The organism is Holdemania sp. 1001302B_160321_E10 (assembly GCF_015552275.1).
Taxonomy (GTDB): domain Bacteria; phylum Bacillota_I; class Bacilli_A; order Erysipelotrichales; family Erysipelotrichaceae; genus Holdemania.
The window spans coordinates 1-22078 of the sequence record NZ_JADNEM010000021.1 but is presented as its reverse complement, the minus strand read 5'-3'; the positions used below and the strand labels follow the sequence as shown (position 1 = coordinate 22078).

The 22078-nt window shown below is 53.4% G+C and carries 25 protein-coding genes, 1 riboswitch and 1 other annotated feature; of the genes, 3 read left to right on the top strand and 22 right to left on the bottom strand.

The window, feature by feature from the left end:
* Positions 1–7 precede the first annotated feature (7 nt).
* From murG to I2D94_RS12695, 3 genes are all read right to left on the bottom strand, one after another.
* Positions 8–1081, bottom strand: a complete 1074-nt coding sequence (gene murG / locus I2D94_RS12705) for an undecaprenyldiphospho-muramoylpentapeptide beta-N-acetylglucosaminyltransferase (RefSeq protein WP_195397140.1) — start codon at positions 1079–1081, stop codon at positions 8–10.
* An 83-nt stretch (positions 1082–1164) separates the two neighbouring features.
* Positions 1165–2244, bottom strand: coding sequence for a putative lipid II flippase FtsW (gene ftsW, locus I2D94_RS12700; protein WP_195397139.1), 1080 nt, complete (start codon positions 2242–2244; stop codon positions 1165–1167).
* 58 nt (positions 2245–2302) lie between these two features.
* Positions 2303–2530, bottom strand: coding sequence for a hypothetical protein (locus I2D94_RS12695; RefSeq protein WP_006060553.1), 228 nt, complete (start codon positions 2528–2530; stop codon positions 2303–2305).
* A 127-nt stretch (positions 2531–2657) separates the two neighbouring features.
* On the opposite strand from I2D94_RS12695, the gene I2D94_RS12690 reads away from it, so the two are divergent.
* On the top strand, positions 2658–3983 hold the full coding sequence (locus I2D94_RS12690) for a patatin-like phospholipase family protein (protein ID WP_195397138.1): 1326 nt from the start codon (positions 2658–2660) through the stop codon (positions 3981–3983).
* Positions 3984–4164: 181 nt separating this feature from the next.
* Here the strand turns inward: I2D94_RS12690 and I2D94_RS12685 are convergent, their stop codons facing one another.
* The 7 genes from I2D94_RS12685 to I2D94_RS12655 all read right to left on the bottom strand — a co-directional run bounded on the left by I2D94_RS12685 (position 4165) and on the right by I2D94_RS12655 (position 9499).
* Positions 4165–4683 carry a GNAT family N-acetyltransferase gene (locus tag I2D94_RS12685; protein ID WP_195397137.1) on the bottom strand — a complete coding sequence of 173 codons (519 nt, stop codon included), beginning with the start codon at positions 4681–4683 and terminating at the stop codon, positions 4165–4167.
* 125 nt (positions 4684–4808) lie between these two features.
* Complete coding sequence (locus I2D94_RS12680; protein ID WP_006060543.1) at positions 4809–5318, bottom strand: AAA family ATPase; 510 nt, start codon at positions 5316–5318, stop codon at positions 4809–4811.
* A gap of 16 nt (positions 5319–5334) precedes the next feature.
* Positions 5335–5874: a histidine phosphatase family protein gene (locus tag I2D94_RS12675; protein ID WP_195397136.1), complete on the bottom strand. Its 540-nt coding sequence runs from the start codon at positions 5872–5874 to the stop codon at positions 5335–5337.
* Positions 5871–6530, bottom strand: a complete 660-nt coding sequence (locus I2D94_RS12670) for an HAD family phosphatase (protein WP_195397134.1) — start codon at positions 6528–6530, stop codon at positions 5871–5873. The genes I2D94_RS12675 and I2D94_RS12670 overlap by 4 nt, the downstream gene beginning before the upstream one ends.
* 40 nt (positions 6531–6570) lie before the next feature.
* Complete coding sequence (locus I2D94_RS12665) at positions 6571–7197, bottom strand: class I SAM-dependent methyltransferase (RefSeq protein WP_195397133.1); 627 nt, start codon at positions 7195–7197, stop codon at positions 6571–6573.
* A 45-nt stretch (positions 7198–7242) separates the two neighbouring features.
* Positions 7243–8742 carry a glycerol kinase GlpK gene (gene glpK / locus I2D94_RS12660; RefSeq protein ID WP_195397132.1) on the bottom strand — a complete coding sequence of 500 codons (1500 nt, stop codon included), beginning with the start codon at positions 8740–8742 and terminating at the stop codon, positions 7243–7245.
* A 142-nt stretch (positions 8743–8884) separates the two neighbouring features.
* A complete protein-coding gene (locus tag I2D94_RS12655; RefSeq protein ID WP_006060538.1) occupies positions 8885–9499 on the bottom strand; it encodes a LexA family transcriptional regulator in 615 nt (204 codons plus the stop codon).
* A 166-nt stretch (positions 9500–9665) separates the two neighbouring features.
* On the opposite strand from I2D94_RS12655, the gene I2D94_RS12650 reads away from it, so the two are divergent.
* Both I2D94_RS12650 and I2D94_RS12645 read left to right on the top strand, forming a co-directional pair.
* Positions 9666–9899: a hypothetical protein gene (locus tag I2D94_RS12650; protein ID WP_006060537.1), complete on the top strand. Its 234-nt coding sequence runs from the start codon at positions 9666–9668 to the stop codon at positions 9897–9899.
* 10 nt (positions 9900–9909) lie between these two features.
* On the top strand, positions 9910–10488 hold the full coding sequence (locus tag I2D94_RS12645) for an SOS response-associated peptidase family protein (protein ID WP_195397131.1): 579 nt from the start codon (positions 9910–9912) through the stop codon (positions 10486–10488).
* A gap of 318 nt (positions 10489–10806) precedes the next feature.
* Here the strand turns inward: I2D94_RS12645 and ruvB are convergent, their stop codons facing one another.
* From ruvB to I2D94_RS12585, 12 genes are all read right to left on the bottom strand, one after another.
* Complete coding sequence (gene ruvB / locus I2D94_RS12640; protein ID WP_195397129.1) at positions 10807–11817, bottom strand: Holliday junction branch migration DNA helicase RuvB; 1011 nt, start codon at positions 11815–11817, stop codon at positions 10807–10809.
* Between the two features lie 3 nt (positions 11818–11820).
* Entirely contained in the window at positions 11821–12402 is a 582-nt protein-coding gene (gene ruvA / locus I2D94_RS12635) for a Holliday junction branch migration protein RuvA (protein WP_195397128.1), read from the bottom strand.
* A 211-nt stretch (positions 12403–12613) separates the two neighbouring features.
* Complete coding sequence (locus I2D94_RS12630) at positions 12614–13057, bottom strand: GNAT family N-acetyltransferase (RefSeq protein WP_195397127.1); 444 nt, start codon at positions 13055–13057, stop codon at positions 12614–12616.
* 123 nt (positions 13058–13180) lie between these two features.
* Complete coding sequence (gene obgE / locus I2D94_RS12625) at positions 13181–14461, bottom strand: GTPase ObgE (RefSeq protein WP_195397126.1); 1281 nt, start codon at positions 14459–14461, stop codon at positions 13181–13183.
* A gap of 80 nt (positions 14462–14541) precedes the next feature.
* Complete coding sequence (rpmA, locus tag I2D94_RS12620) at positions 14542–14826, bottom strand: 50S ribosomal protein L27 (RefSeq protein WP_006060527.1); 285 nt, start codon at positions 14824–14826, stop codon at positions 14542–14544.
* 3 nt (positions 14827–14829) lie between these two features.
* Positions 14830–15147, bottom strand: a complete 318-nt coding sequence (locus I2D94_RS12615) for a ribosomal-processing cysteine protease Prp (RefSeq protein ID WP_195397125.1) — start codon at positions 15145–15147, stop codon at positions 14830–14832.
* 5 nt (positions 15148–15152) lie between these two features.
* The gene (rplU, locus tag I2D94_RS12610; protein ID WP_006060525.1) at positions 15153–15464 is read right to left on the bottom strand and encodes a 50S ribosomal protein L21; all 312 of its coding nucleotides are present in this window, start codon (positions 15462–15464) and stop codon (positions 15153–15155) included.
* Positions 15465–15494: 30 nt separating this feature from the next.
* Positions 15495–15569: a sequence feature (ribosomal protein L21 leader region), on the bottom strand.
* 291 nt (positions 15570–15860) lie between these two features.
* A complete protein-coding gene (locus I2D94_RS12605) occupies positions 15861–16697 on the bottom strand; it encodes a pyridoxamine kinase (RefSeq protein ID WP_195397124.1) in 837 nt (278 codons plus the stop codon).
* Positions 16698–16942: 245 nt separating this feature from the next.
* Entirely contained in the window at positions 16943–18121 is a 1179-nt protein-coding gene (locus tag I2D94_RS12600; RefSeq protein ID WP_195397123.1) for a M20 family metallopeptidase, read from the bottom strand.
* Positions 18122–18137: 16 nt separating this feature from the next.
* Entirely contained in the window at positions 18138–19532 is a 1395-nt protein-coding gene (locus tag I2D94_RS12595) for a YfcC family protein (RefSeq protein WP_195397122.1), read from the bottom strand.
* 80 nt (positions 19533–19612) lie between these two features.
* A riboswitch (Lysine riboswitch) is annotated at positions 19613–19791 on the bottom strand.
* Between the two features lie 106 nt (positions 19792–19897).
* Positions 19898–20263 (bottom strand): hypothetical protein, encoded by a 366-nt coding sequence (locus tag I2D94_RS12590; protein ID WP_195397121.1) that lies wholly within the window; start codon positions 20261–20263, stop codon positions 19898–19900.
* A gap of 405 nt (positions 20264–20668) precedes the next feature.
* On the bottom strand, positions 20669–21901 hold the full coding sequence (locus tag I2D94_RS12585) for a M1 family aminopeptidase (RefSeq protein ID WP_195397120.1): 1233 nt from the start codon (positions 21899–21901) through the stop codon (positions 20669–20671).
* Positions 21902–22078 lie beyond the last annotated feature (177 nt).

Genomic DNA, 22078 nt, shown 5'->3' with positions numbered 1-22078 from the left:
TCACCTTTTATCCTTGTTGGATCCAGTTGTATATCTGTTCGCTGGCATCCGGATAGCCCAGCCGCTTCGCGGCGGTCCGCATGCTTTCCAAACGGATCGGATCAAAAACAACACTCTCTATTTTTGCGGTTATTTCCCCTTCTGTCAAGTCTTTTTCTTCGATCATGAGCGCCGCCCCCGCGCTCTGCAGCGCTTTCGCGTTGAGCACCTGATGGTTGTTGGGAACGTAAGGGCTGGGAATGATGATCGCCGGCAGCCCTAAAACCGTGATCTCAGCGGCCGTCGTCGCTCCCCCGCGCACCACCGCCAGATCGGCGTTGACCATGACCTTGACCCCGTCGATATACGGGACTACCTTGATATTGGCACATTCCAGACGCTGCGCGCGGACTTCCTCATAAGCCGCCCGGCCGGTAACATACAATACCTGATAGGATTGGCCGGCCATCTGCTTCAGCGCCTTGACCATGACGGTGTTAACGCTTTCCGAGCCCAGCGAGCCCATCACAACAACGACTAACAGCTTGGCCGGATCCAGACCCAGCTGCCGCACCACGTTGGGATCGCGCTGCGCCCGGGCCGCCACACTGGCCCGCGGATTGCCGAGGATCCGGGTTTTCTGCGGCGGAAACTGGTCTAAGTTTTCAGGATAGCAGCCGACGATCTGATCGGCATATTTCGCCAGAAAGCGGTTCGCTTTGCCGGCATAGGAATTTTGTTCGTGAAGCATCGTCGGCACATGCGCGAAGTGCGCGGCCAGAATCACCGGCGCGCTGATATAGTTGCCAAAGCCGATCGCGTAATCCGGACGGAACTGCCGCACAATCTTCCGGCAGGCAAAATACGCCTGAGCCAGCTGCATGACGGCCTGAACCTTCGCCAGGGCGGAACCGTTCAGCCCTTTGGCCTTAATCGCTTCAAACGCATAGCCGGCCTTGGGAATCTCCGTCGACTCCATCCGTTCCGCCGTACCGACAAACAGGATTTCCGTTTGCGGATCTTTTTCCTTCATGGCGTCGGCCAGCGCCAGCGCCGGGTAGATATGACCGCCGGTGCCGCCGGTCGCAATTAATACGCGCATTGCGTTTCACTCCTTTTTCATTTGCTTTTTTGCCTGCCTTATTATAGCATACATCGTCCGCCGCGCCCACCCGCATCTTGCCTTTAGGCCTTGGCGATACTCATTAAGATGCCCAGCGAGGCCATGATCATCACTAACGAGCTGCCGCCGTAGGACATCAAGGGCAGCGTAATCCCGGTGACCGGAAACAAACCGACGACGACGCCGAGATTGATCATGACCTGAATCGCGAACAGACTGATGATGCCGACCGCGACGTAGCACAGAAACGGATCATGAGCGTTCTTGGCGATCCGGACACCCTCCAGGATGATCAGCAGATAAATAATAATGATCAGCGAAGCGCCGATCCAGCCCAGCTCCTCTGCCGTGATCGCGAAGATGAAATCGGTCTGCGGTTCCGGCAGATAAAAGTGCTTCTGCATCGACCGGTTCAGTCCGGCTCCCAGCAAGCCGCCCGGGGCGATCGCAAACAGCGACTGGATGATCTGGAAGCCGCTGCCTAACGGATCCTGCCACGGATCAAGGAAGGAAACGATCCGCGCCATCCGGTACGGCGCGGCCAGAATCAAGCCGGTCAAGCCTGCCGCGCCCAGCAGTCCCAGCCGGATAAAATACTTAAACGGCGCGTCCGCCGCCAGCACGATCACAACGATGCTGCAGACCATGACCAATCCGCTGCCGAAATCCGGCTGCAGAAGGATCAGTCCGAAACCCAGCATGGTTAAAAACAGCGGCACTAACAAATCCCGGCGCAGACTTTTAATCCGGTCTTTGGAAGCCAGATAATCCGACACCGAGAGAATCAGCGCCAGCTTGAAAAATTCCGAGGGCTGGATCAAAAAGCTGCCGACGCCGAACCAGCTGCGCGAGCCGTTGCGCTGCACGCCCAGTCCTGGAATCAGCACCAGCGCCAGCGCGATATAACAGCCGATCAGAATCGGCTTCTGTTTTTCCCGCAGCTTTTGAATATTCAGCCGGCTGGTCAAATTCATCGCGACTAAGCCCAGCCCGGCAAACAGCGCCTGACGCTGGACAAAATACCAGGGGTTGTGATATTTGAACTCCGCCCAGTATACCGAGCTGGAGGCGATCATGATCAACCCGGCGGCCACCAGCGTCAGCACTTCGATCAAAAGCAGCCTGTTTTTTCGATGGAACATAAAAAAGTCTCACCTCCCATACAGCGTATGCGCAGAGAAAGTGAAACTTGATGTCAAATCAGGAAGCGGGCGTCAGCCGGCGGGAAATCCGGTTGCCGAAAATCCAGGTCAGCTGCGGATTGGGAAACAGGAGAAACAGACCCAGGACGACCCATTCGACCCCAATCCAGCCCGAGGGCAGACACAGTTCCAGCACCGGCGGCACGATCTGGCATTCCGCCCAGAACAGGCCGATATAAATCGCCATGCAGCTGACAAAATAAATCGCATGATGAATCAGCTTCATCGTCCTTCACCTCTTTCTTTTCGTTTTCCGTTTCGTTTCCGCCAAAAACGTTTTCAGCGTATCGAAACCTGCGCCGTTATTATATAATACATAAAGATAGAAAACAATCGAACGGGAGGAACAGATCATGAAAACGGCATGGGTATTATGCGGCGGCGGTTCGCGGGGCGCCTATGAAATCGGAGTGTGGCAGGCGTTAAGCGCAGCCGGCCTGGCCCCGGACATCGTGACGGGAACTTCGATCGGCGCGTTAAACGGCGCGTTGATCGTCCAGCAGGATTATGCGGCGGCGCTGGATTTGTGGGCGAAACTCAGGATAGAAGACGTGATGCAGGATGGTTTTGATTTAGAGCTCAGCGCGATCATGGAAAACAAACAGAAAATCGCCCCTTTCCTAAAAAAATACATCAACACCAAAGGGGCGGACAACACGCCGTTAAAAGAAATGATCGCCCGGCTGGTCGACGAAGAGAAGCTGCGCCGCTCGCCGATTGATTTCGGACTGGTCACCGTGCGTTATCCTTCGCTTCAGGCGGTGGAGCTGACGAAAGCGCAGATTCCCGAAGGCCGGATCAAGGATTATCTGATCGCGACTGCTTCGTGTTTTCCGGCCTTTCCGGTTTACGAGTTCGACGGACAGCAGTATATCGACGGCGGATATCAGGACAACCTGCCGATCGCGCTGGCGCTGAGGATGGGCGCGGACCGGGTGATCGCCGTGAATCTGCATTATCAAAGTCCGGTCCATCCGACGCTGGAAAAGCTGCCGCAGGTCGCCGTGATTTCCCCTTCCCGCGAGCTGGGTTCGTTCCTTTCGTTTGATCCTGAGCTTTTAAAGCGCAACCGCGAGCTGGGGCTGCTGGACGCGCGGAAATTTCTCGGTCAGCTGATCGGAGAGCGTTTCGTCTTTTCTCCGCTGGACGCTTCGCTGCGTGCTCTGGCAGAGCGGATGCTGCGCGAGCTAACCTTATTCCAATGTCAGCTGGACGATTCCGATCATCCGTTCATCGACACGCTGTGGCCGCAGAACGTGCTGCTGGACAGAGTGCTGAAAATCAAGGGCGATACCGCAGAAACGGTCTTGGTGCGGATGATGGAAAACGGCGCGGAATTCATGAAAAAAGACCCCCAGGTCATTCTCGATACGCAAGCCTTCCTGATCGAGCTGGCCAGCTATTTCAACGCTGGATCGCCAGCCTTGGAAACCGAACGCTCGCTGTATCAGAGCCTGCTGCAGCAGACCACGAAACAATCGTTATTGACGCTGATCGGCAAAGCGGACCGGATTACGCTGTGCCGCAGTTTGTGCGATCAGATGCTTCATCAACAGACCGCGCTGCTTCAGCAGCTGCACTGGCTTGCCCCGATGATGCCGCAGGAAGTGCTCGTCAGCTGGTTCGCGGCGTTTCTCGTGCGGGAATTCAGACACGACCCTATCTGCCTAGAGGCCTGACATCCAACATAGCTCTGGCCGGCGTTAAATCTTAACCATTCGGAAATCGAATTGCTTATTCTTACGGAACGGAAACTTTCCGTTTCATCACGATATCACAATCTATTGAAAAAGTCTGACAACCGGAATGATTCCGGATTCTGCCAGACTTCTTTTTTATCTTGCCAAGCTTGTTTTTTCGTCAGTCCTTGCACTCCGGCAGCGGAATCCGGGTATAAAATTCCACCTCGTCCTCATGATCAATCCGCGCCTGATTTTTAAGCTGAACCCGCAGTGAAGCCGGATTGTCTTTATGACAGGACAGATAGACCTCTTCCTCCCGGATCAGCTTCGCGGCTTCCTTGACCGCCAGCGCTAAGCCGCGCGTCGCATAGCCTTTCCCCCGATAAGCAGGATGGATGCCATAGCCGATATGGCCCGCACCCTGCGCCAAGGCCTCGGTGAGGTAATGCCGGATCCGGAACAAACCGACCATCTGATCGTCATCCCACAGAAAGAACCAGGTTTCCGGCACGTGATTTTCCTTCAGCATTTTTCCTTCGGCATGCGCCAGAATCTGCGGCAGCTCCTGCGTTAAAAACTGATCTTTCGGACAGCCGCGGTAAGGATTCATAAAGCCGTTTTCGTCCGGAGCGAAAGCTTGCAGGAAGGCGTACGCTTGTTCGCCGTCCGCCGCCGTGAAACGTTTTAATTGAAGCATTTTGATCACCTCGTCAATATGTGTCGCCATTTCTGACGGTCCGCATTTTCACTTTCTTTTTCATCTTTATTCTTTTCTTTTGTAATTGTTATCCGGATATTCTTATTGCGCTTCGCTCTCCCTTTTCACAATTTGGAAACGCGTTCAACCTGTCCCAGCCAGTCCTCTGCCTGACGGTGCGAGCGCAACCGGATGATGGTCAGATCGGGAAATTCACGTTGCAGCGCGCTCAGATCCTCACGTTTGAATTTTAGGATGTACCCCACAAACTCCCAATCCAGCTTCTCCGCACAGCCCGGCGTCATATCGGGCCGGGATTGGCCGCGGTAGCGCCGCAGCCGTTTAAAATAGCCCAGCAAACTGCGCCATTTGGGCAGATCGTAAACGACCAGGGTATCCGCGAAGCCTAACCTTAACGGCAGCGTGCGGGCAAAGTTCCCGTCCATGATCCAGCGGCTTTGCTTGAGCGCTTCCGCCAACAGCTCATCAAATTCCGCAGCTGTGCGCTGAACCCAGTTTTCCTTCCAGAACAACTGATCCAGATGCACTGCCGGAATACCTGTTTGCGCCGCCAGGCGCGCGGCCAGCGTACTCTTGCCGCTGCCGGGACAGCCGATAATACAAATTCGTTCCATTCGTTTCCCCCCTGTCCTAATCCCGGCATGCCGGCGACCACTCCGCCTCAAAGATCCCGCCGTTGGAGATTGTTTTTTCCGCGCCGAAGGCTTGCATCAACAACCCGTGACAGACGACGATCAGGCAGTCATAGCCGGCATACCGCGCTAACGCCAGTTCCGCGCGCGTGCGCATCTGTTCCCACGTCTCCCAGGCCTGTTTTCTTTCCGGACCGGCGATGCCGTTCATCGCGTCAAATTCCGCCCGGGCCCGCTCGACCGTTTCCACGTCGGTATACGAATACGTGAGATCCGGCAGCCATTCGTGCAGCCCCACCTCTACGCGCAGTTCCAGATCCAGCCGGCGCGAGAGGACCGCCGCCGTCTGCAGCGCCCGCGTAAACGGCGAAGCAACGATCAGCTGGCCTTGCTTCAGCCGCGGATCCCGCGCCGTCTGTTCCGCCTGCGAACGTCCCAGCGCGTCCAACGGCGCCAGGTCGTTGCCAAAGCCCGGATAACCCAGCGCTTTCGGTTCGGTATAATCCGGATGACCATGCCTGACAAAAAAGATTTTCATAAGGCTTGCCCGCCGATCAAAAATCCTTTATCCGTGATGACGATCTGTTCCAGCTGATCGACCCGCACGTCCGCCTTTGACAGGTCCTGACCAAAGTACGGATCGTCCAGCCCGATCACCGTCATGCCTGCCCGTTTCCCCGCCGTCACGCCGTTCAATGAATCCTCGATCACGACACATTCCGCCGGTATGCAGCCCAACTGCTCCGCACATTGCAGAAAGATCGCTGGATCCGGCTTGCTGACGGGCAGATCGCAGCCGCTGACGACTAAATCAAACTGTCCCTCCAGTTGACAATCGCATAAAACCGTCTGGATATTGTCCATCGGCGAGCTTGAAGCCAGCGCGGTCAAAATCCCGCAGCGGCGGCATTGATCGATCAGCGTCTGGACGTAGGGACGGTAAATTTTTTCATAATTAACGCGCACGTCCTTGCAGAACGCGCGGTATTTTTGAAACGCCTCAGCGATATCCAATTCCGGATTCCAGCGGGCGATCATACCCCAGTTCACATCGTCCGTGCAGCCCAGGCACTGGCGCAGCGCGATCCGGTCCGTCTTGATGCCGTTCTCCGCAAACCACCGCTGATCTGCCTGCTCATACACTTTTTCACTGTCGATGATGACGCCGTCCATATCAAAGATTAATGCTTTCATTGCTTATCCCCCCTGTTTTCTTTTATTTTGCCCGCCGGCTTCAGTCAGCGCCGAAGCTCATCAGCGCCGCGCAGAATGAACAGCGCCGCCATTGCAGCTGTTGTGCAAAGACGGGTTCCAGCTGTTCCCGGGTCAGATAGATTTCTTCCGTGTCCCATCGCTCTCCTGCCTGATCGCGGCATGCGTGCAGCGCCGCGGCGTTGTCAAACGCGACGTCGCCGATCAGCACCCGGCCGCCGGGCTTGAGATGGCCGAGCATTTCCTGAATCCAGGCGATTTGCCCAGCCACGCTGAGATGATGCAGCGCATACGTGGACACGATAAAATCAAACTGTTTTTCCGCCAGCACTGCCGGCCAGCCGTCATTAAAATCATGCACGAACAATTCTGCCTGCGGCAGTTGGCGCCGGACAGTTTCAACCATCGCCAGAGCAAAATCAAAACCGGTAATCCGGGCGCCCTGCTCTGCCAGCCGCCGGGTCAGAACGCCGGTGCCAAAACCCGCGTCCAGCACCTCCGGCTGCGGCTTTGCGGCAACGATCGTTTCAATCGCCTGAAGCACGGCATCGTAGCCGGCAAACGGATACTGGCTGTCAGCCTGAGTTTGAGCGACGGTTTGATCATACTGCGCCGCCCATTGATTAAAGCCTTCTTTATCTAATACCATGAATGGGTCCAATTCTCCTGTTCTTTGTTTATTTCCGGATTCCCTTTAAGCTTCAGGATGATATTGGCAGCAGCACGCCACGGCCTGCTGCCAGCGGCGGTAATCCTCGTCCGCCTGGTCCTGTTCTATCTGCGGCTCAAAGCGGCGGTCGAGCTGCAGCCCGGCCAGCGCCTCCTGCCGGTCTTTCCAGAAACCGACGGCCAGACCGGCTAACAGAGCCGCGCCCAGCGCTGTCGTTTCATTGATTTTTCCCCGTTCCACCGGTGTCTGAAGCAGATCGCTCTGAAACTGCATCAGATAATTATTGCGCACGGCGCCGCCGTCAACCTTCAGTGTTTTTAAGCGGATGCCGGAATCCTTCTGCATCGCTTCCAATACGTCGCGGGTCTGGAATGCCAGCGATTCCAGCGTTGCCCGCGCTAAATGAGCCTGCGTTGTGCCGCGGGTCAGACCAAAGATCGCCCCGCGGGCTTTATCATCCCAATACGGCGCACCCAATCCGACGAACGCCGGAACGACGATCACGCCTTCACTGCTGGACACCGAGGTCGCCAGCGCTTCGCTCTCCGGGGCTGTGCGGATCATCTTCAACCCATCCCGCAGCCATTGGATCGCGCTGCCGGCGACGAAAATACTGCCTTCCAGCGCGTAATTCACCTTGCCGTCCACACCCCAGGCCAACGTCGTCACCAAGCCATGACGGGAAACGACCGGCTTCGCGCCAGTGTTCATCAACAGGAAGCATCCGGTGCCGTAGGTGTTTTTTGCCATGCCTTCCTCAAAGCAGCCTTGGCCGAACAAGGCCGCCTGCTGATCGCCTGCGACCCCGGCAATCGGGACTTCCCGGTTGAAAAAATGCACCGGCGCCGTCGTCGCGACAATTTGACTGGACGGCTGAACCTGCGGAAGCATGCTTGCGGGGATATCGAGCTTCGCCAGAATCTCCGCATCCCACTTCAAATCGAAGATATTATACATCATCGTCCGCGAAGCGTTGGAATAATCCGTGCTGTGACAGCGTCCTTCGCTGAGCTTCCACACCAGCCACGTATCAATCGTGCCCATCAACAGCTCGCCGTTTTCCGCCCGCTTCCGCGCGCCCGGGACATGATCAAGAATCCACTTGACTTTCGTCGCCGAGAAATACGGGTCGATGACCAGTCCGGTCTTCCCGCGAATCCAGTCTTCCAGCCCTTCTTTTTTCAGCTGGTCGCAGAGCTTATCCGTCTGCCGCGACTGCCACACGATCGCATGATAGATCGGCAGACCGGTCGTTTTGTCCCAGACGACTGTCGTTTCGCGCTGATTCGTAATCCCGATCCCCGTTACCTGAACGGGGTCGATGCCGCTGGCCATTACAACTTCCGCCATCACGGCCAGCACGCTCAGCCAGATCTCCGTTGCGTCATGCTCAACCCAGCCGGGCTTGGGGAAATACTGTGTAAATTCCTTCTGTGCCTGCGCGCGGATCTGACATTGCTGATCAAATAAAATCGCCCGGGTGCTGGTCGTTCCCTGGTCGATCGCCATAATATATTTTTCCATGCTTCCACCTTCATTTCTTGTATAAGTTTACCTTGAAACCGCTGTCATTGCAACAAAACCCAAACGAAAAGACCGTTCAGTTTTCAATTCAAATCCGTTCACGGTCTTTCCTTTTTCTTTCAGATTATCCCCGCTTTTGATGTTAATAGCGGATCTTGTTGTGAACCAGCCGTCCCAATATCTGCACGCGGCGGTCCATGACGTCTTTTAACGGCACGACGATCGGTTCGTAAGCGTCGTTCTCCGGCTGCAGGATCATATCGCCGTCTTTATAGAACACACGTTTAAGCGTTACTTCGTCGTTTTCCAGCAGGACGACGGCGATCTGCCCGTTATCCACGGAATTCTGACGATGGATATACACGCGGTCGCCTTCCTCAATCCGGGCGTTTTTCATCGAATCCCCGACGACGTCGAGATAAAAATATTCGCCGCCCCGGGCTTCATCCGGGCTGACCCATTCATAATCTTCAACAATCTGTTCTGCCAGATGATCATAGCCTGCCTTGACGCTGCCCAACACCGGCACCCGCACGCCTGACATTTCATCGCGTGTCAGATCCTGGTTGATCAGCCGTTCAATCGTCAGGTTAAAAAAGTCCGCCAGCTGCTGCAGGATGCTCATTTTCGGCATTGAGGTACCGTCTTCCCATTTCTGAATCGTCGTAAATGATTTATAGCCGAATTTCTCCGCCAGGTCATTCTGTGTAATATGATACTTCTTTCTGAGATATCTCAGGTTTTCCTTAAAATACATCGGAATCACCACCCTGGCTTCATTGTAACGGAATCTTTCTGTTTTTTCAACGACTAATCGGAACTTTTTTCAAGTATTCCAGGTTTATCCTTTAAATTTGTTCATGTACCGCTTGAAATTGAATAATAATCAAGTAAAATATAAGACAGAGAGGAGCGAGGATTTCATGGAAAAGCAGTATGTTCGGGTAAACGGCAACTGGGAAGACGACGGCAGTTTCATTCCCTTGTTTATTCTTTGGGAAAACGGGTTAAAATATAAGATAGAGAAAATTGTTCAGCGTTGTCCTGCGGCTTCCTTAAAAAGCGGCGGCGCGGGTCTGCGCTATACCTGCCTGTTTTCCCACGGGCAGCGGCGGTATCTGTACTTTTGTGAAAACCGCTGGTTTATCGAGAAATGAGGGTGAAGCGATGTGCGGACGTTATTTATTCTTTGATCAGAACAACGCGCGGATCCGCTCGCTGCTGGCTTTGCTTGAGCGGCAGCTGGGCGACGAGCCGCTATCGGAATTGAGTCTGGGCGAGGTTTTTCCATCGCAGCGGACGCCGGTCTACCTGTTGTCTGAGCAGGGGGAAGAACTGGTTCCGGCCGCCATGCGCTGGGGATTTACCCATCCGACGCAGAAACGGCTGGTGATCAACGCCCGCTCGGAAACCGCGCCGCGCTCACGGATGTTCGGCGAAAGCCTGCGTCAGCGCCGCTGCGTCATCTGTGCCAGCGGTTATTATGAATGGGAGAAGCCCAGCCGGAAAAAGATGTTGTTCACCCTTCCGGATCAGGCGATGCTGTGCATGGCCGGTTTCTACCGTCTGGAAGCGGATGGTCCGCACTTCGTCATTATGACCCGCCCGGCGCTGCCGGAACTCTCCGCTATCCACGACCGGATGCCGGTGGTGCTGAACGAGGAAGGTGCGCTGCGCTATTGTCAGGGCGAAGATCGGCTGCACTGTGCTTCCCGCCTGCAGGTCAGACCGGCGGATCGGATTTAACGGGGTGCAGAGCACTGTAAAATCATTGAAATTCATCTGGATCTTTGCAAACGGCAAGCGTCGGAAGCGGGGATCCTTTTTTATTGGTTTCCCCGTCTGCTTTTTTGCATTCTCAACAAGACGAAGGAATTCAATTTCCGCAAACGCAGTCAGATTCTGCCTTGTGAAGATAGAGATCCCCGCTTGAAATCAATGAAAACGGAATTAGATCGAAGATCGGATCCAGGACGATGCAGAATTCCCTCATGAAAAACAAAAAAGGACACGGTCATTGCGTCCTTTTATTCAACGAATCTTCTTTTCCCTTTGATTTTCTGCTTACAGATCGAACAGCTGATCATGATAAGCAATTTTTAAATGCTCGTAAGCCTTCGGCGTCGCGACCCGGCCGCGCGGCGTCCGGTTGATAAAGCCGATTTGAATCAGATACGGCTCATACACATCTTCCAGCGTCATCGGTTCCTCAGAGATACTGGAAGCCAGCGCTTCCAAACCGACCGGACCGCCGCGGAAGCGTTCGATAATCCCCCGCAGATAGCGGATATCGACGTCGTCCAGGCCGAGTGAATCGACCCGTAGCCGATCCAGCGCTGTCTGCGCGACGTCCAGACTGATCACGCCGCCGTTAAGCACCTGCGCAAAATCCCGCACGCGGCGCAGCAGACGGTTCGCAATTCGCGGCGTACCGCGGGAGCGCTTGGCAATCTCCCTGACCGCTTCCGGGTCCGCCGCCACATTGAGCACCCGCGACGTCCGCGAAACGATCTGTGAAAGCTGATCCTCGTCATAATATTCCAGCTTATTGACGATGCCGAAGCGATCGCGCAGCGGCGCCGTCAGATCGCCCGCCCGCGTCGTTGCGCCGACCAGCGTAAACGGCGGCAGATCCAGGCGGATCGAGCGCACGCCGGAATCCTTGCCGACAACGATATCAATGCAGAAATCCTCCATCGCCGGATACAGCACTTCCTCGACCATCTTCGGCAGCCGGTGAATTTCGTCGATAAACAACACGTCGCCCGGCTCCAGCGTTGACAAAATCGCCGCCAGATCGCCGCTGCGTTCAATGCTCGGACCGCTGGCTGTGCGCACCTTGCCGCCCATTTCGTTGGCCAGAATGTAGGCCAGCGTCGTTTTGCCCAATCCCGGAGGCCCGTACAACAGGACGTGATCGAGCGTTTCATTGCGCTGCAGCGCCGCCTGGATAAAAACCTTCAGGTTTTCTTTCAGCTGGGTCTGACCGATATAATCCGCCAGCCGCTGCGGCCGCAGCGACGACTCATCATCCCCCGCTTCCGGCAGCGCGGAAAGCAGCCGTTCCTCGTCCATCCCTTATCCCCCTCTTTTCCGCTGCAGCAAATGCTGCAGACCTAATTTCACATATTCGTCCGTCGTCTTATCCGGATGCTCGCGCATCATTTTCGATAACCCGCTCAATTCGCTTTGCTTATAGCCCAATGCTTTGAGCGCTTCCAGCGCGTCTTCGATCGCCTGACTGGACTTGCCTTCAGCACTTTCTTCGCGAACCAGCTTGCCCTTCAGATCCAAAATGATCTGCGACGCGGTTTTCGCACCGATACCCGGCATCTTTTTTAACGCCGCGACATCGCCATGCTCGATCATCTGCACCATCTGCTGATACGTCGATGCCGCCAGCATATTCATCGCCGTCTTCGGCCCCAGACCCTTGACGGAAATCAGCTTGATGAACAGGTCCTGTTCCTCCATCGACAAAAAGCCGAACAGGCTGAACTCCTCTTCGCGCACGTGCTGGTAAGTAAAGACCCGCACTTCCTGATTCAGCCGGACCGTCTCCGGACGGGAAAAGAACACTTTATATCCGATACCCTGGTTTTCGATTATGATCCAATCCAAACCCACGGCAAAAACCGTTCCTTTAATCATTGCTATCATGTTATCACCTGCCGTTTATTTTACCATAAAACAAGCGCAAACGAAACAGCTAATCAGGAAACTGACGAAGGCTTGCCTCAGGCTTAACCAACACTTGTCTGTTTCCCGGCGTTTCCGCTCCTCCGTTTGACGTCTTGAAAGAAAATACCAATGAAGAAGTAAAAAACGAGGAAATAAAAAACTTCGCGTCCGGCTTAGAATCAGGATCCGTTTACAGCCAGCGCACAAAGGCGGTTTTATCCTGATCATTAAATCCCGCCTCACGATAAAAACGCAGCGTACCTTCCCGCTTGGAGCCCGTTGTCAGCAGCACTTTGTAACAATGATTCTCGCAGGCGATCCGCACCGCTTCCTCCAAGACCCTCCGGCCTAAGCCCTGACACCGATACCGCGGATCCGTCACCACATTTTCGATGATCCCGCAGGGCCGCTGATCATGCGTCAGATTGCGGATGATCGTCAGTGTGCAGGTTGAGACTACATGGCCTTGACTCTCAGCCACGATTATCGCTGTCTGCGGATCGTTCAGCAGCGTTTGCCACAGCCGCATGAGTTTATCATCCAACGCCGGGATGGGGTTATCGCCTAAATACGTATAAAGCTGAAGTAAATCCGGTAAATCCTGCCGCTGAGCTAACCGTATGGTCGCCATCATTTCATTCTCCTTCCCACTCAAAAACTGATCGTTTGTTTAAGTCTTTTTTCAAGCCAGAAATCCCATTTCCCTCTGGTCCGATCTATGGCCAACGAAAAAGAGGCGCAAACGGCCTCTGATTGCTTATTCGACAAATTCAAATTGGAAATCGTTGATGAAGACGAGGTCGCCGTCCTCCGCGCCCTTCTGCCGCAGCACCTCATCGACACCCAGCTTGCGCAGCGACTGACCGAACCGATACACCTGCGACTCAACCTCAAAATCAGTCATCTTGAACAGTTTCTCGACCTTCGGACCTTCCAGCCGCCACTGGTGATTGCCCAGATTGGTAACGATGAAATCCGGTGCCTTCGGTACAAACTTATACAATACGCCTTCCTCAACTTCAGTTTCACCTGTCATCGGGAATTCCGGCGTCGTTTCCAACAGATCCGCGACTTTGTAAAGAACCTCGTCCAGCCCTTCCGCGATCAGCGTGATCACCGGATATACCGGAACGTCCGGATAGGTTTCCTTAAAACGCTTCAGATTGTCCTCCGCGCCCTCCAGATCCATCTTGTTTGCCAGCACGACCTGCGGCCGTTCCATTAAGCGCAGTTCGTATTGTTCCAGCTCCTTGTTGATGATTCTGTAATCCTCAATCGGGTCGCGGCCGTCGTTGGCGCCCATGTCCACGACGTGCACGATGACCCGGCAGCGCTCGATGTGACGCAGAAACTGATGTCCCAGCCCCTTGCCTTCGCTGGCGCCTTCGATCAGACCCGGTAAATCCGCCATGACAAACGAACGGCCGTCCGGGACCTGGACCATGCCCAGATTCGGCGTGATCGTCGTAAACGGATAATCCGCAATTTCCGGGCGAGCCTTGGAGACAACGGATAATAACGTTGACTTGCCGACGGATGGAAAGCCGACCAGTCCGACGTCCGCCAACAGTTTCAGCTCAACCTGAATTTCTTTGGCTTCGCCGTCTTCGCCCTGCTCGCAATATTCCGGCGCAGAGTTGCGGGCGGTAGCAAAGTGCCAGTTGCCGCGGCCGCCCTTGCCGCCTTTGGCGATGACTGCGCGCTGGCCGGGTTTTGTTAAATCGGCGATCAGTCCGCCGGTCGCCAAATCCTTCACCAGCGTGCCCAGCGGAACCTTGACCAATACGTCGTCGCCATCCGCGCCGTGCATTTTCTTCGGCTTGCCGACACCGCCGTTGCCCGCGGTCAGCTGCTTGGAATAGCGCAGATCCAGTAAGGTTGACTTGTTGCTGTCAGCTTCAAAAATAATATCGCCGCCGTCGCCGCCGTCCCCTCCTGCCGGTCCTCCCAGGGGTACATATTTTTCACGCCGGAACGCAACCAATCCGTTGCCGCCGTTGCCGGCCTTGAGTTTCATTTTAACACGATCAATAAACATGGAAAACGCCTCCTTTCCTCTTAGAATAACCTCGATCGTACTTCTTCAAACAAAAATCCCCAACCGGGGATTTTGTTAACTTACGCTGCTGGATAGACAGAAACTCTCTTCTTGTCCTTGCCTACGCGCTCGAATTTTACAGTTCCGTCGACTTTTGCGAATAAGGTATCATCGCCGCCGCGTCCGACATTCACACCCGGATGAATCTTTGTGCCGCGCTGACGGTATAAGATTGAACCGGCTGTCGCAAACTGTCCGTCCGCCTTCTTGGCTCCCAGTCTTTTGGAATGAGAATCACGGCCGTTCTTTGTAGAACCGACACCCTTTTTGGAAGCGAACAACTGAATGTTCAATACTAACTTCATGGCTTACACCTCCTGTTTTTTGAGTTTTATAAATTCTGGATAACTCTCTGCAATGGTCTGCAGCTGAATCCAGGCTGTTCGGAGAATCAGCTGGGCTGTCGGATCGTCCAGATTCAGAATCCGGATTTTCAGATATCCCTCCCGGGTTTCCGTTTGAAACGTACCGGGCGCTAATTCATCCAAAGCATTATTGGTTCCGATCGTAATGCAGCTGACGCCGGCGCAGACAAGATCTTGTCCCATTTCAGCGTAGCCCGCATGACCCTCCGCCAGTAAGGTTTCCGCCTTTCCCTGACGTTCAGTCAGCTTGATCCGAATCATGAGACTTAAGCTTCAATGGCTTCAACGGTCAGCTTTGTATATGGCTGTCTGTGGCCCTGCTTGCGGTGAGAAGAACCGTCCTTGGCTTTGTACTTGAAGATCGTGACCTTCTTTTCCTTGCCCTGCTTCTCAACTTTGCAGGTGACCTTAGCACCCTTGACATACGGCGTACCGATTTTTGTTGTTCTGTTGGCATAGAGCACAACGGTGTTGAAGACGACTTCTTCACCCGGCTGAACGTCCAGCTTTTCTACATAGATCGACTGGCCGACTTCAACGCGCAGCTGCTTTCCGCCTGTTTCAATTACTGCGTACATGACTTGCACCTCCGTTCATATTCTCATGTATTTCTGAAAGAGACTCGCCAGCGCAGGGGACGATTTCCCGTCTTAAAACCCTGTTATGAGCGGTTGCAGCCATCAGAGGGGCATACAACGTGATAATAATAGCACAACAGCTATTTCCAGTCAATGTAATTTTACCAATCTGTCCGCTTGTTTTCAATCATTTTTCTTCTGTTTTATAGTTTTTATCCCACCAGGAATTATCAGAACAGGTGATTATTTCTTAACTGGATTGTCGTTGATCACGCTGGATATCATCGTCAATGTCCTCTATGATGCAGGAATCTCTTATGGTATGCAGGACGTCAAAATACTGAGAAGGATTCCCATAGATGCAAAAGCTTTAAATTTTGTTCGCCTCTTCTATTTTTATAAACCGAGACGGCGGATCAGCTGCGGCAGTACCCGTTCAAAATTCACGCCGTATTTCTTTTCAGCGTCGTGTTCCATCGTTTCGCGGATACAAGCGACGGTGTAGTCGGCCGCAATCTCCAGCGCTTCCTGCAAGCTTTTTCCCAGTGCCAGAGCGCCGACAGTCGTGCTTGAGAAAATATCCCCGGTTCCATGGTAGCTGACAGGGATCCGGTCATGCACATAGCGGATTTTCTTCCCGCTTACAAGATCCCGGCCGGCGACGCCGGTCTTGCCGGGTTCCAAAGCCACACCGGTCAGAACGACCGCACGTTTTGTTCCCAAAGCGGCCAGCTTATCCAGCAGCGTTTCGATGTACTGCTCGTCATAGTGCTCACGGTATTCCGTCCCCGTCAGAAAGCATGCTTCCGTCAGATTCGGCACGATGATATCCGCCTTGGCGCACAGCTTGGCCATCTGGGCGGCAAAGTCCAGGTCAAACAGTGGATAAAGCTTGCCGTTATCCGCCATGACCGGATCCACAAAGATAAAATTATCCTCAGATTTGAATTGATCAAAGAAATCAGAAATCAGCTGAACTTGCCGTTTCGATCCTAAATATCCCGTATAGATCGCCGCAAAATCAATCTGTTCCTGCTGCCAATGCCGTGCGATCGGCGCGATTTCGTCGGTCAGGTCATGAAATGTATAGTTCTGAAACATTGTATGGGTCGACAACACCGCCGTCGGGATGATCGCTGTTTCCACGCCCATCGCCGAAATGATCGGCAGCGCCACGGTCAGCGAACATTTGCCGACGCAGGAAATATCCTGAATGGTTACGATTCTCTGCATTGTTCAATTCCTCCTTCAAGTCCGATGACTTCAATCCGATTATAAACATCTCTCACGGCAAACACAAGCCCCGCCTGCACTCGGATAAGGCTTCGCTTGCTTTTTCAGACTGAATGCCAAAGTTTTCAGCCATTTCATCGTGTGTGTTAAAAAAGCCGCTTACCGCGGCTCTTGGCTTTATTTTGTCGATTGTTTTGGAAACTTCTGAATTCCGCTGATTCCTGAGCGTTGGGAACGCTTTACAGTCAGCCTTTTAACAGTTCCGGGTTCAGAAAGACCTGCAGCGCGCTGAAGGCCATCGCTTTAATCGCTGTGTGCAGCGAGTGATCGGCGGCATGACCATGAACATAGTCCAGAAAATCTTCGTTGTGCGCATACACCGGCGGACAAGCGTCGGTTTCAATTTCGCAATACACCGTCGGACAAACATGCGAGACATTGCCGATATCGGTCGAGCCGGAGGCTTCGTTGGACTGCGGCACAAAATGGGTCACGCCCAGCGCTTCCAGATTTTCCTTCAACAGCTTTCGCAGCGGCTCACTGTATACCAGATCGTCATACGAATTCTCAAAGTTATGATAAGCTAACGACGCGCCGGTCATCAGCGCCGCACCCTTGGCACAGTTGATGATCCGCTGCGTCAATTCTTCCAGATAAGCGCGGGATTTCGCCCGGATATAGAACTGACAGGACGCGCTTTCCGGCACAATGTTGGCCGCCGCTCCGCCGTTGGTTACGATTCCATGCACCCTTGCGTCGCTCTGCATGTGCTGGCGCAGAGCGTTGATCCCGGCAAACGTGAGCTGGACAGCATCCAGAGCATTGATGCCTAAATGCGGATACGCCGCGGCGTGCGCCGCTTTCCCGGTGAAGTCAAACTGCAGGGAATCCATCGCCAGCGACACGACATGAATGTTGTTTTCCGCGCCTAAATGCATCTGAAATGTCGCGTCAATATCGTCAAAGCAGCCCGCGTCAACCAGGTCGCACTTGCCGCCCAGCGTTTCTTCCGCCGGTGTGCCGATCAAAACGATTGTACCGCTGAATTCTTCGCTGATCTGCGCCAGCAAGGCGGCCGCGCCCAGCGTTGAAGCTGCGATCCAGTTATGACCGCAGGCATGGGCGTTCTGGTTATGCTCCGGACCATAGCCCGGCAGCGCGTCATATTCTGCCAGGAAAGCGATTTTCGGACCGTCGCCGCAGTTCAGCTCGGCGCGAAACGCCGTTGCCAGACCGCCGTAAGGCTGCGTGACCGCAAAGCCATAGCCGCGCATTTTTTCACACAAATACTGCGACGACCAGACCTCATCACACCCCAGTTCCGGATGGGCGTAGATTTCATCGCGGACTCGTTCAAACTGTTCAGCCATTTCCGCTTCCCGCGCAAACAGCGCCTCGCGCAGCGTTTCCAAGTTCTTTTCCATCGTGATTTCCTCCCGTCTAGTATCCGATCAGCACGGCAATCGTTAAGAGCACAATTTCCGCGATGAACAATAAACCGAACAACGGCGTCACAAACTTATACCACTTGTTGACGGGCAGGCCCATAATTCCGCACATCATAAAGACGGAGGTCGGCCAGAAAATATTGGAGAACCCGTCGCCGAACTGGAAAGCCAGAACTGCGATCTGCCGGCTCAAGCCGACCATTTCAGAAACCGGCGCTAAAATCGGCATCGTGACGACCGCCTGTCCGCCGCCGGACGGAATGAAGAAGTTAATGATATTCTGCACAAACAACATGCCCATCGCGCTCGCAATGCCCTGAAACTGCGCCAAGCCGGTCGACAGCCAGTACACAATCGTGTCGATGATGTGCGCATTGTCCATGATGACCGGAATCGCCCGGCTCAGTCCGACAATCAATGCACCGAACATCATATCCTTCGCCGCTTCGATGAAATACTGCGCGATCTGACTCGGCGTAAACCGGGACACCAGACCGATCACAAGCATCATGATGATGAACAGCGCCGCGATTTCATTGATATACCAGCCCAGCTTGATCGTGCCGATCAAAAGCATGACCACGGTGAAAATGAAGCACAGCCCGGAAATTTTCTGCGTCAGCGTAAAATCACGCTTCATCAACTCTTCCTTGGTACCGACTTCGCGGAAATTCAGATTTTCACCGGCCAGAATTGATTTTTCCGGATGCTTTCTGACCTTCTCCGCATAGCGCCAGACATAAATGATCGAGATGCCCATGAAAATAACAAAGCAGAAGATCCGATAACCCAGACCGGAAAACAGCGGAACCTGAGAAACTTCCTGAGCGATGCCGATCGTAAACGGATTGATCGTCGCCGCCGCAAAGCCGACCGCGACTGCGATATACACGATCGAACCGCCGACGATGGCGTCAAAGCCCAGCGCGATCGCGATCGAAATGAAGATCGGAAGCAGACCGTAGGTTTCCTCAAACAGACCGATGGTCGAGCCGAGGATTCCGAAGGCGATCATGCAGATCGGAATCAACAGGTGTACGCGGTTGCCGATCTTTCGCAAAACGGCGCCGACGACCGCGTCGAACGTTCCGTTTTTCAATAACATATAAACAAAGGCGTAAGCAAAGACGATGAAGAAAATGATCTGAGCACCGTCGATGAAGCCCAACTGAATCGAAGTAAAAATTTCAAACAGACTGCAGCCGGTTTTCGGCAGGTAATGGAATGAATCGGCGACGACGACCATCTTGCCGCTGGCTTCGTCCAGAACACGGGTGAATTCCCCGGCCGGCACAATGTTCGCCAACAGCGCGGTCAACAGGACCATGCCGAAGATAATGACATAGGTATGGGGCATTTTGAATGATGTGGCAGTTTTCTTGCGCATACAATTTCCTCCTTAACAAAAAAATCTTTACATCCTAAAACATGTAAAGATCAATGGAAATCATCATTCATCCCTATATGCCTTAAGATAGTGCTCCTTTGTAAAATGGCATCTTTACAAAGACAGTGACCTACCTGTTCGACAGGTCCCCAGCCGCTTTTATGACAAAGCGACTTCGGCGGATCATCCTTTCCGGCTGACTTCTTAGGCTTTCGGCCTCCATCAGCGTACTCTTAATCTCCGCGCCTCTAGCTGTGCTTTCACACAAGCATGTTTAGATTACCATATTCAATTTTACATTTCAACCGGAAAACACAAGAAAAAAGGAAATTCTGACAGAATTTCCCAAGGAATTGAAAAACAGATCAAACGGCGGACGACAGCGGATCTTTGGTATTGTAATCTTCCAATTTTAATAAGGAATAAAGTATGGCACGGAACGGTTTGGCATCATAGGTGAAGCGCTGCAGCCGATCGGCATAACGCATCGCATAGCTGTTGAGCAGACAATGGACGACGTTCGCCCGGGTCCGGGCTTCGCTTTCACTTAAGTCGGGATCATGGCGCTGGATGTATTCCTGAAGCTGACGCCGGTAACGCATCGACCACTCCGCGATCGCCGGAAAATTATCGACCCGGTGGGAGCTGATCAAAGAAGCCTGCGTCGAGTAGAGCGCCTGTGACAGGATCATCTGCGAGGAAGTCGCGCATCTGAATCCAGACGTCGTCATCGTCGTCACCGGTGTTCTGCCAGAAGTTCTGCGGATTCCGGACTTTGACAAACCACTGGTCACAAACGCCAAGAAAGCGCTGCGGGTAAACCGACAGGCAAAACCATTGGGATCATCGGCGGCACGGATGGCTGCCTAACGGCGGAATGGATACTGAATGTGGGTAAATCCGTCAAAATCGGCGACGCTCAGGGGATCGGCAGTGTCCTGGAAGCCGCGCAGACCGGTTATGTCGCGGGGAAATCAATCTAACTTTCTCCGATCAGGATGTTCTAAAGATCTTGGGGAAAGCATGGACGAAATTGTCTTCTGCCCCAGATTCTGACATAGACAACAAAGAGGAGTGTGCGCTCCTCTTTTAGTATCCTAAAATCAACTTTTCTTTCTTACTTTGATTTTTCTGTTTTATTCCGCGGATGCCTGACTTACGGCTTCAATCCATTTCTTTAAGATTGGATCCTCCCCGTGCAGTCCAAAATCAGCCTGATCCAGAAATTTTTCGATCTCCGCGGCCAGCTCCGGGGAAAGTTCCCGGCGGATTGCTTCCAGCAGAGCTGCCGTGGACTTAACCGTCAGGTTCGCTAACAAGGAAAGAATTTGATCGACGACCGTCATTCCTTGATCAAACGCCAGCTTTAAAAACAAAGCCGTTCCTTTTTGATGGATGCTTTTTGCATCGTTCTTTCCTTCCGGTGTACGGATCGGCCGCAGCGGTGCATAAGTGGAAACGAGCATGTTCAATTTTTGCTTTAGCAGCCAGGTCGGGCCGTGTTTCATCAAGTAACGCAGGCAAGCCCATTCCGCCCCTGTTTCATTCAGCCAGTCCTCCCAGGAAGAAACGTCGGCGCCGGTAAACCAGAGATGACCCAGTTCATGCGCCATCAAGCCAATCATCCGATCGGCATGTTCCTGGATTTGAGAACAATCTTCCGGCAGAATCCGCGTGTAAAACGTCCACTCCCCACGCTGGAAAGCGCCGGCATTTTGATAGTCGGGAATATCCAAAGATATCATTTTTCGCTGCGGCAGCTCCCGCGCGCCATAGGCTGTCTGATATTCCATCAGAATTTGTTCAACTTCCTCGACCATGCGGGAAATGATTTCCGTTTCATCCGGATTGAAATAGATAAACTGCACTGCGGCATTTTCCTGCGTCAGTTTGCTTTCCGACTTATAGATCACGACATTGCCGGGATCCCCGGCCAGCCCTGAAGAAAACCAGGCCTTCTGAGCTTCATCCCAGTGTCCTTCCAGCATGACCTGTCCCGGCCGGCCTTGATATGTCAGTGGAAACGGAATGAGGGACAAGGTCTTCGACTGCGGATAGTAAACGGAATAAGTGTTGAGGGCCAGCAGATCGGAGCGGTTGACGTTCCCCCATCCAGCCGGCTGTCCTTGATATTCGATCTCGATTTCCCCTGCCTGAACGATCTGCGGCGTAATCTTGCGGGCAGCCGAGCGGAATAGCATCGGTTCTGAGGGACCTGCTTCGAAGGCAATTTCTTGATCCTGGCTCACGATGCGATGGAGAGTCAGCTGATCGGAAAGCCAGAAGCTTTCATCCTTTTCCAAATACAGCTGACAGCGAAACAACAGGTCCGAGGCTTGTTCAAATAGATGCAGGTGAATGATTTTCATCGCTGAGTCCCTCCTTGTTTATCGGTTATCTATAATTTAACATATACTATATAGTTTTACAATATAGTTATTATCAAAACCAACCGTAAAACGGGTGGTTTCCTCTGGCCCTATAAGGGCCTTTTGTTGCACTGGGCCTTCGCCCATTGAGGCCTGACAGCTGCAACACTTTCTCCA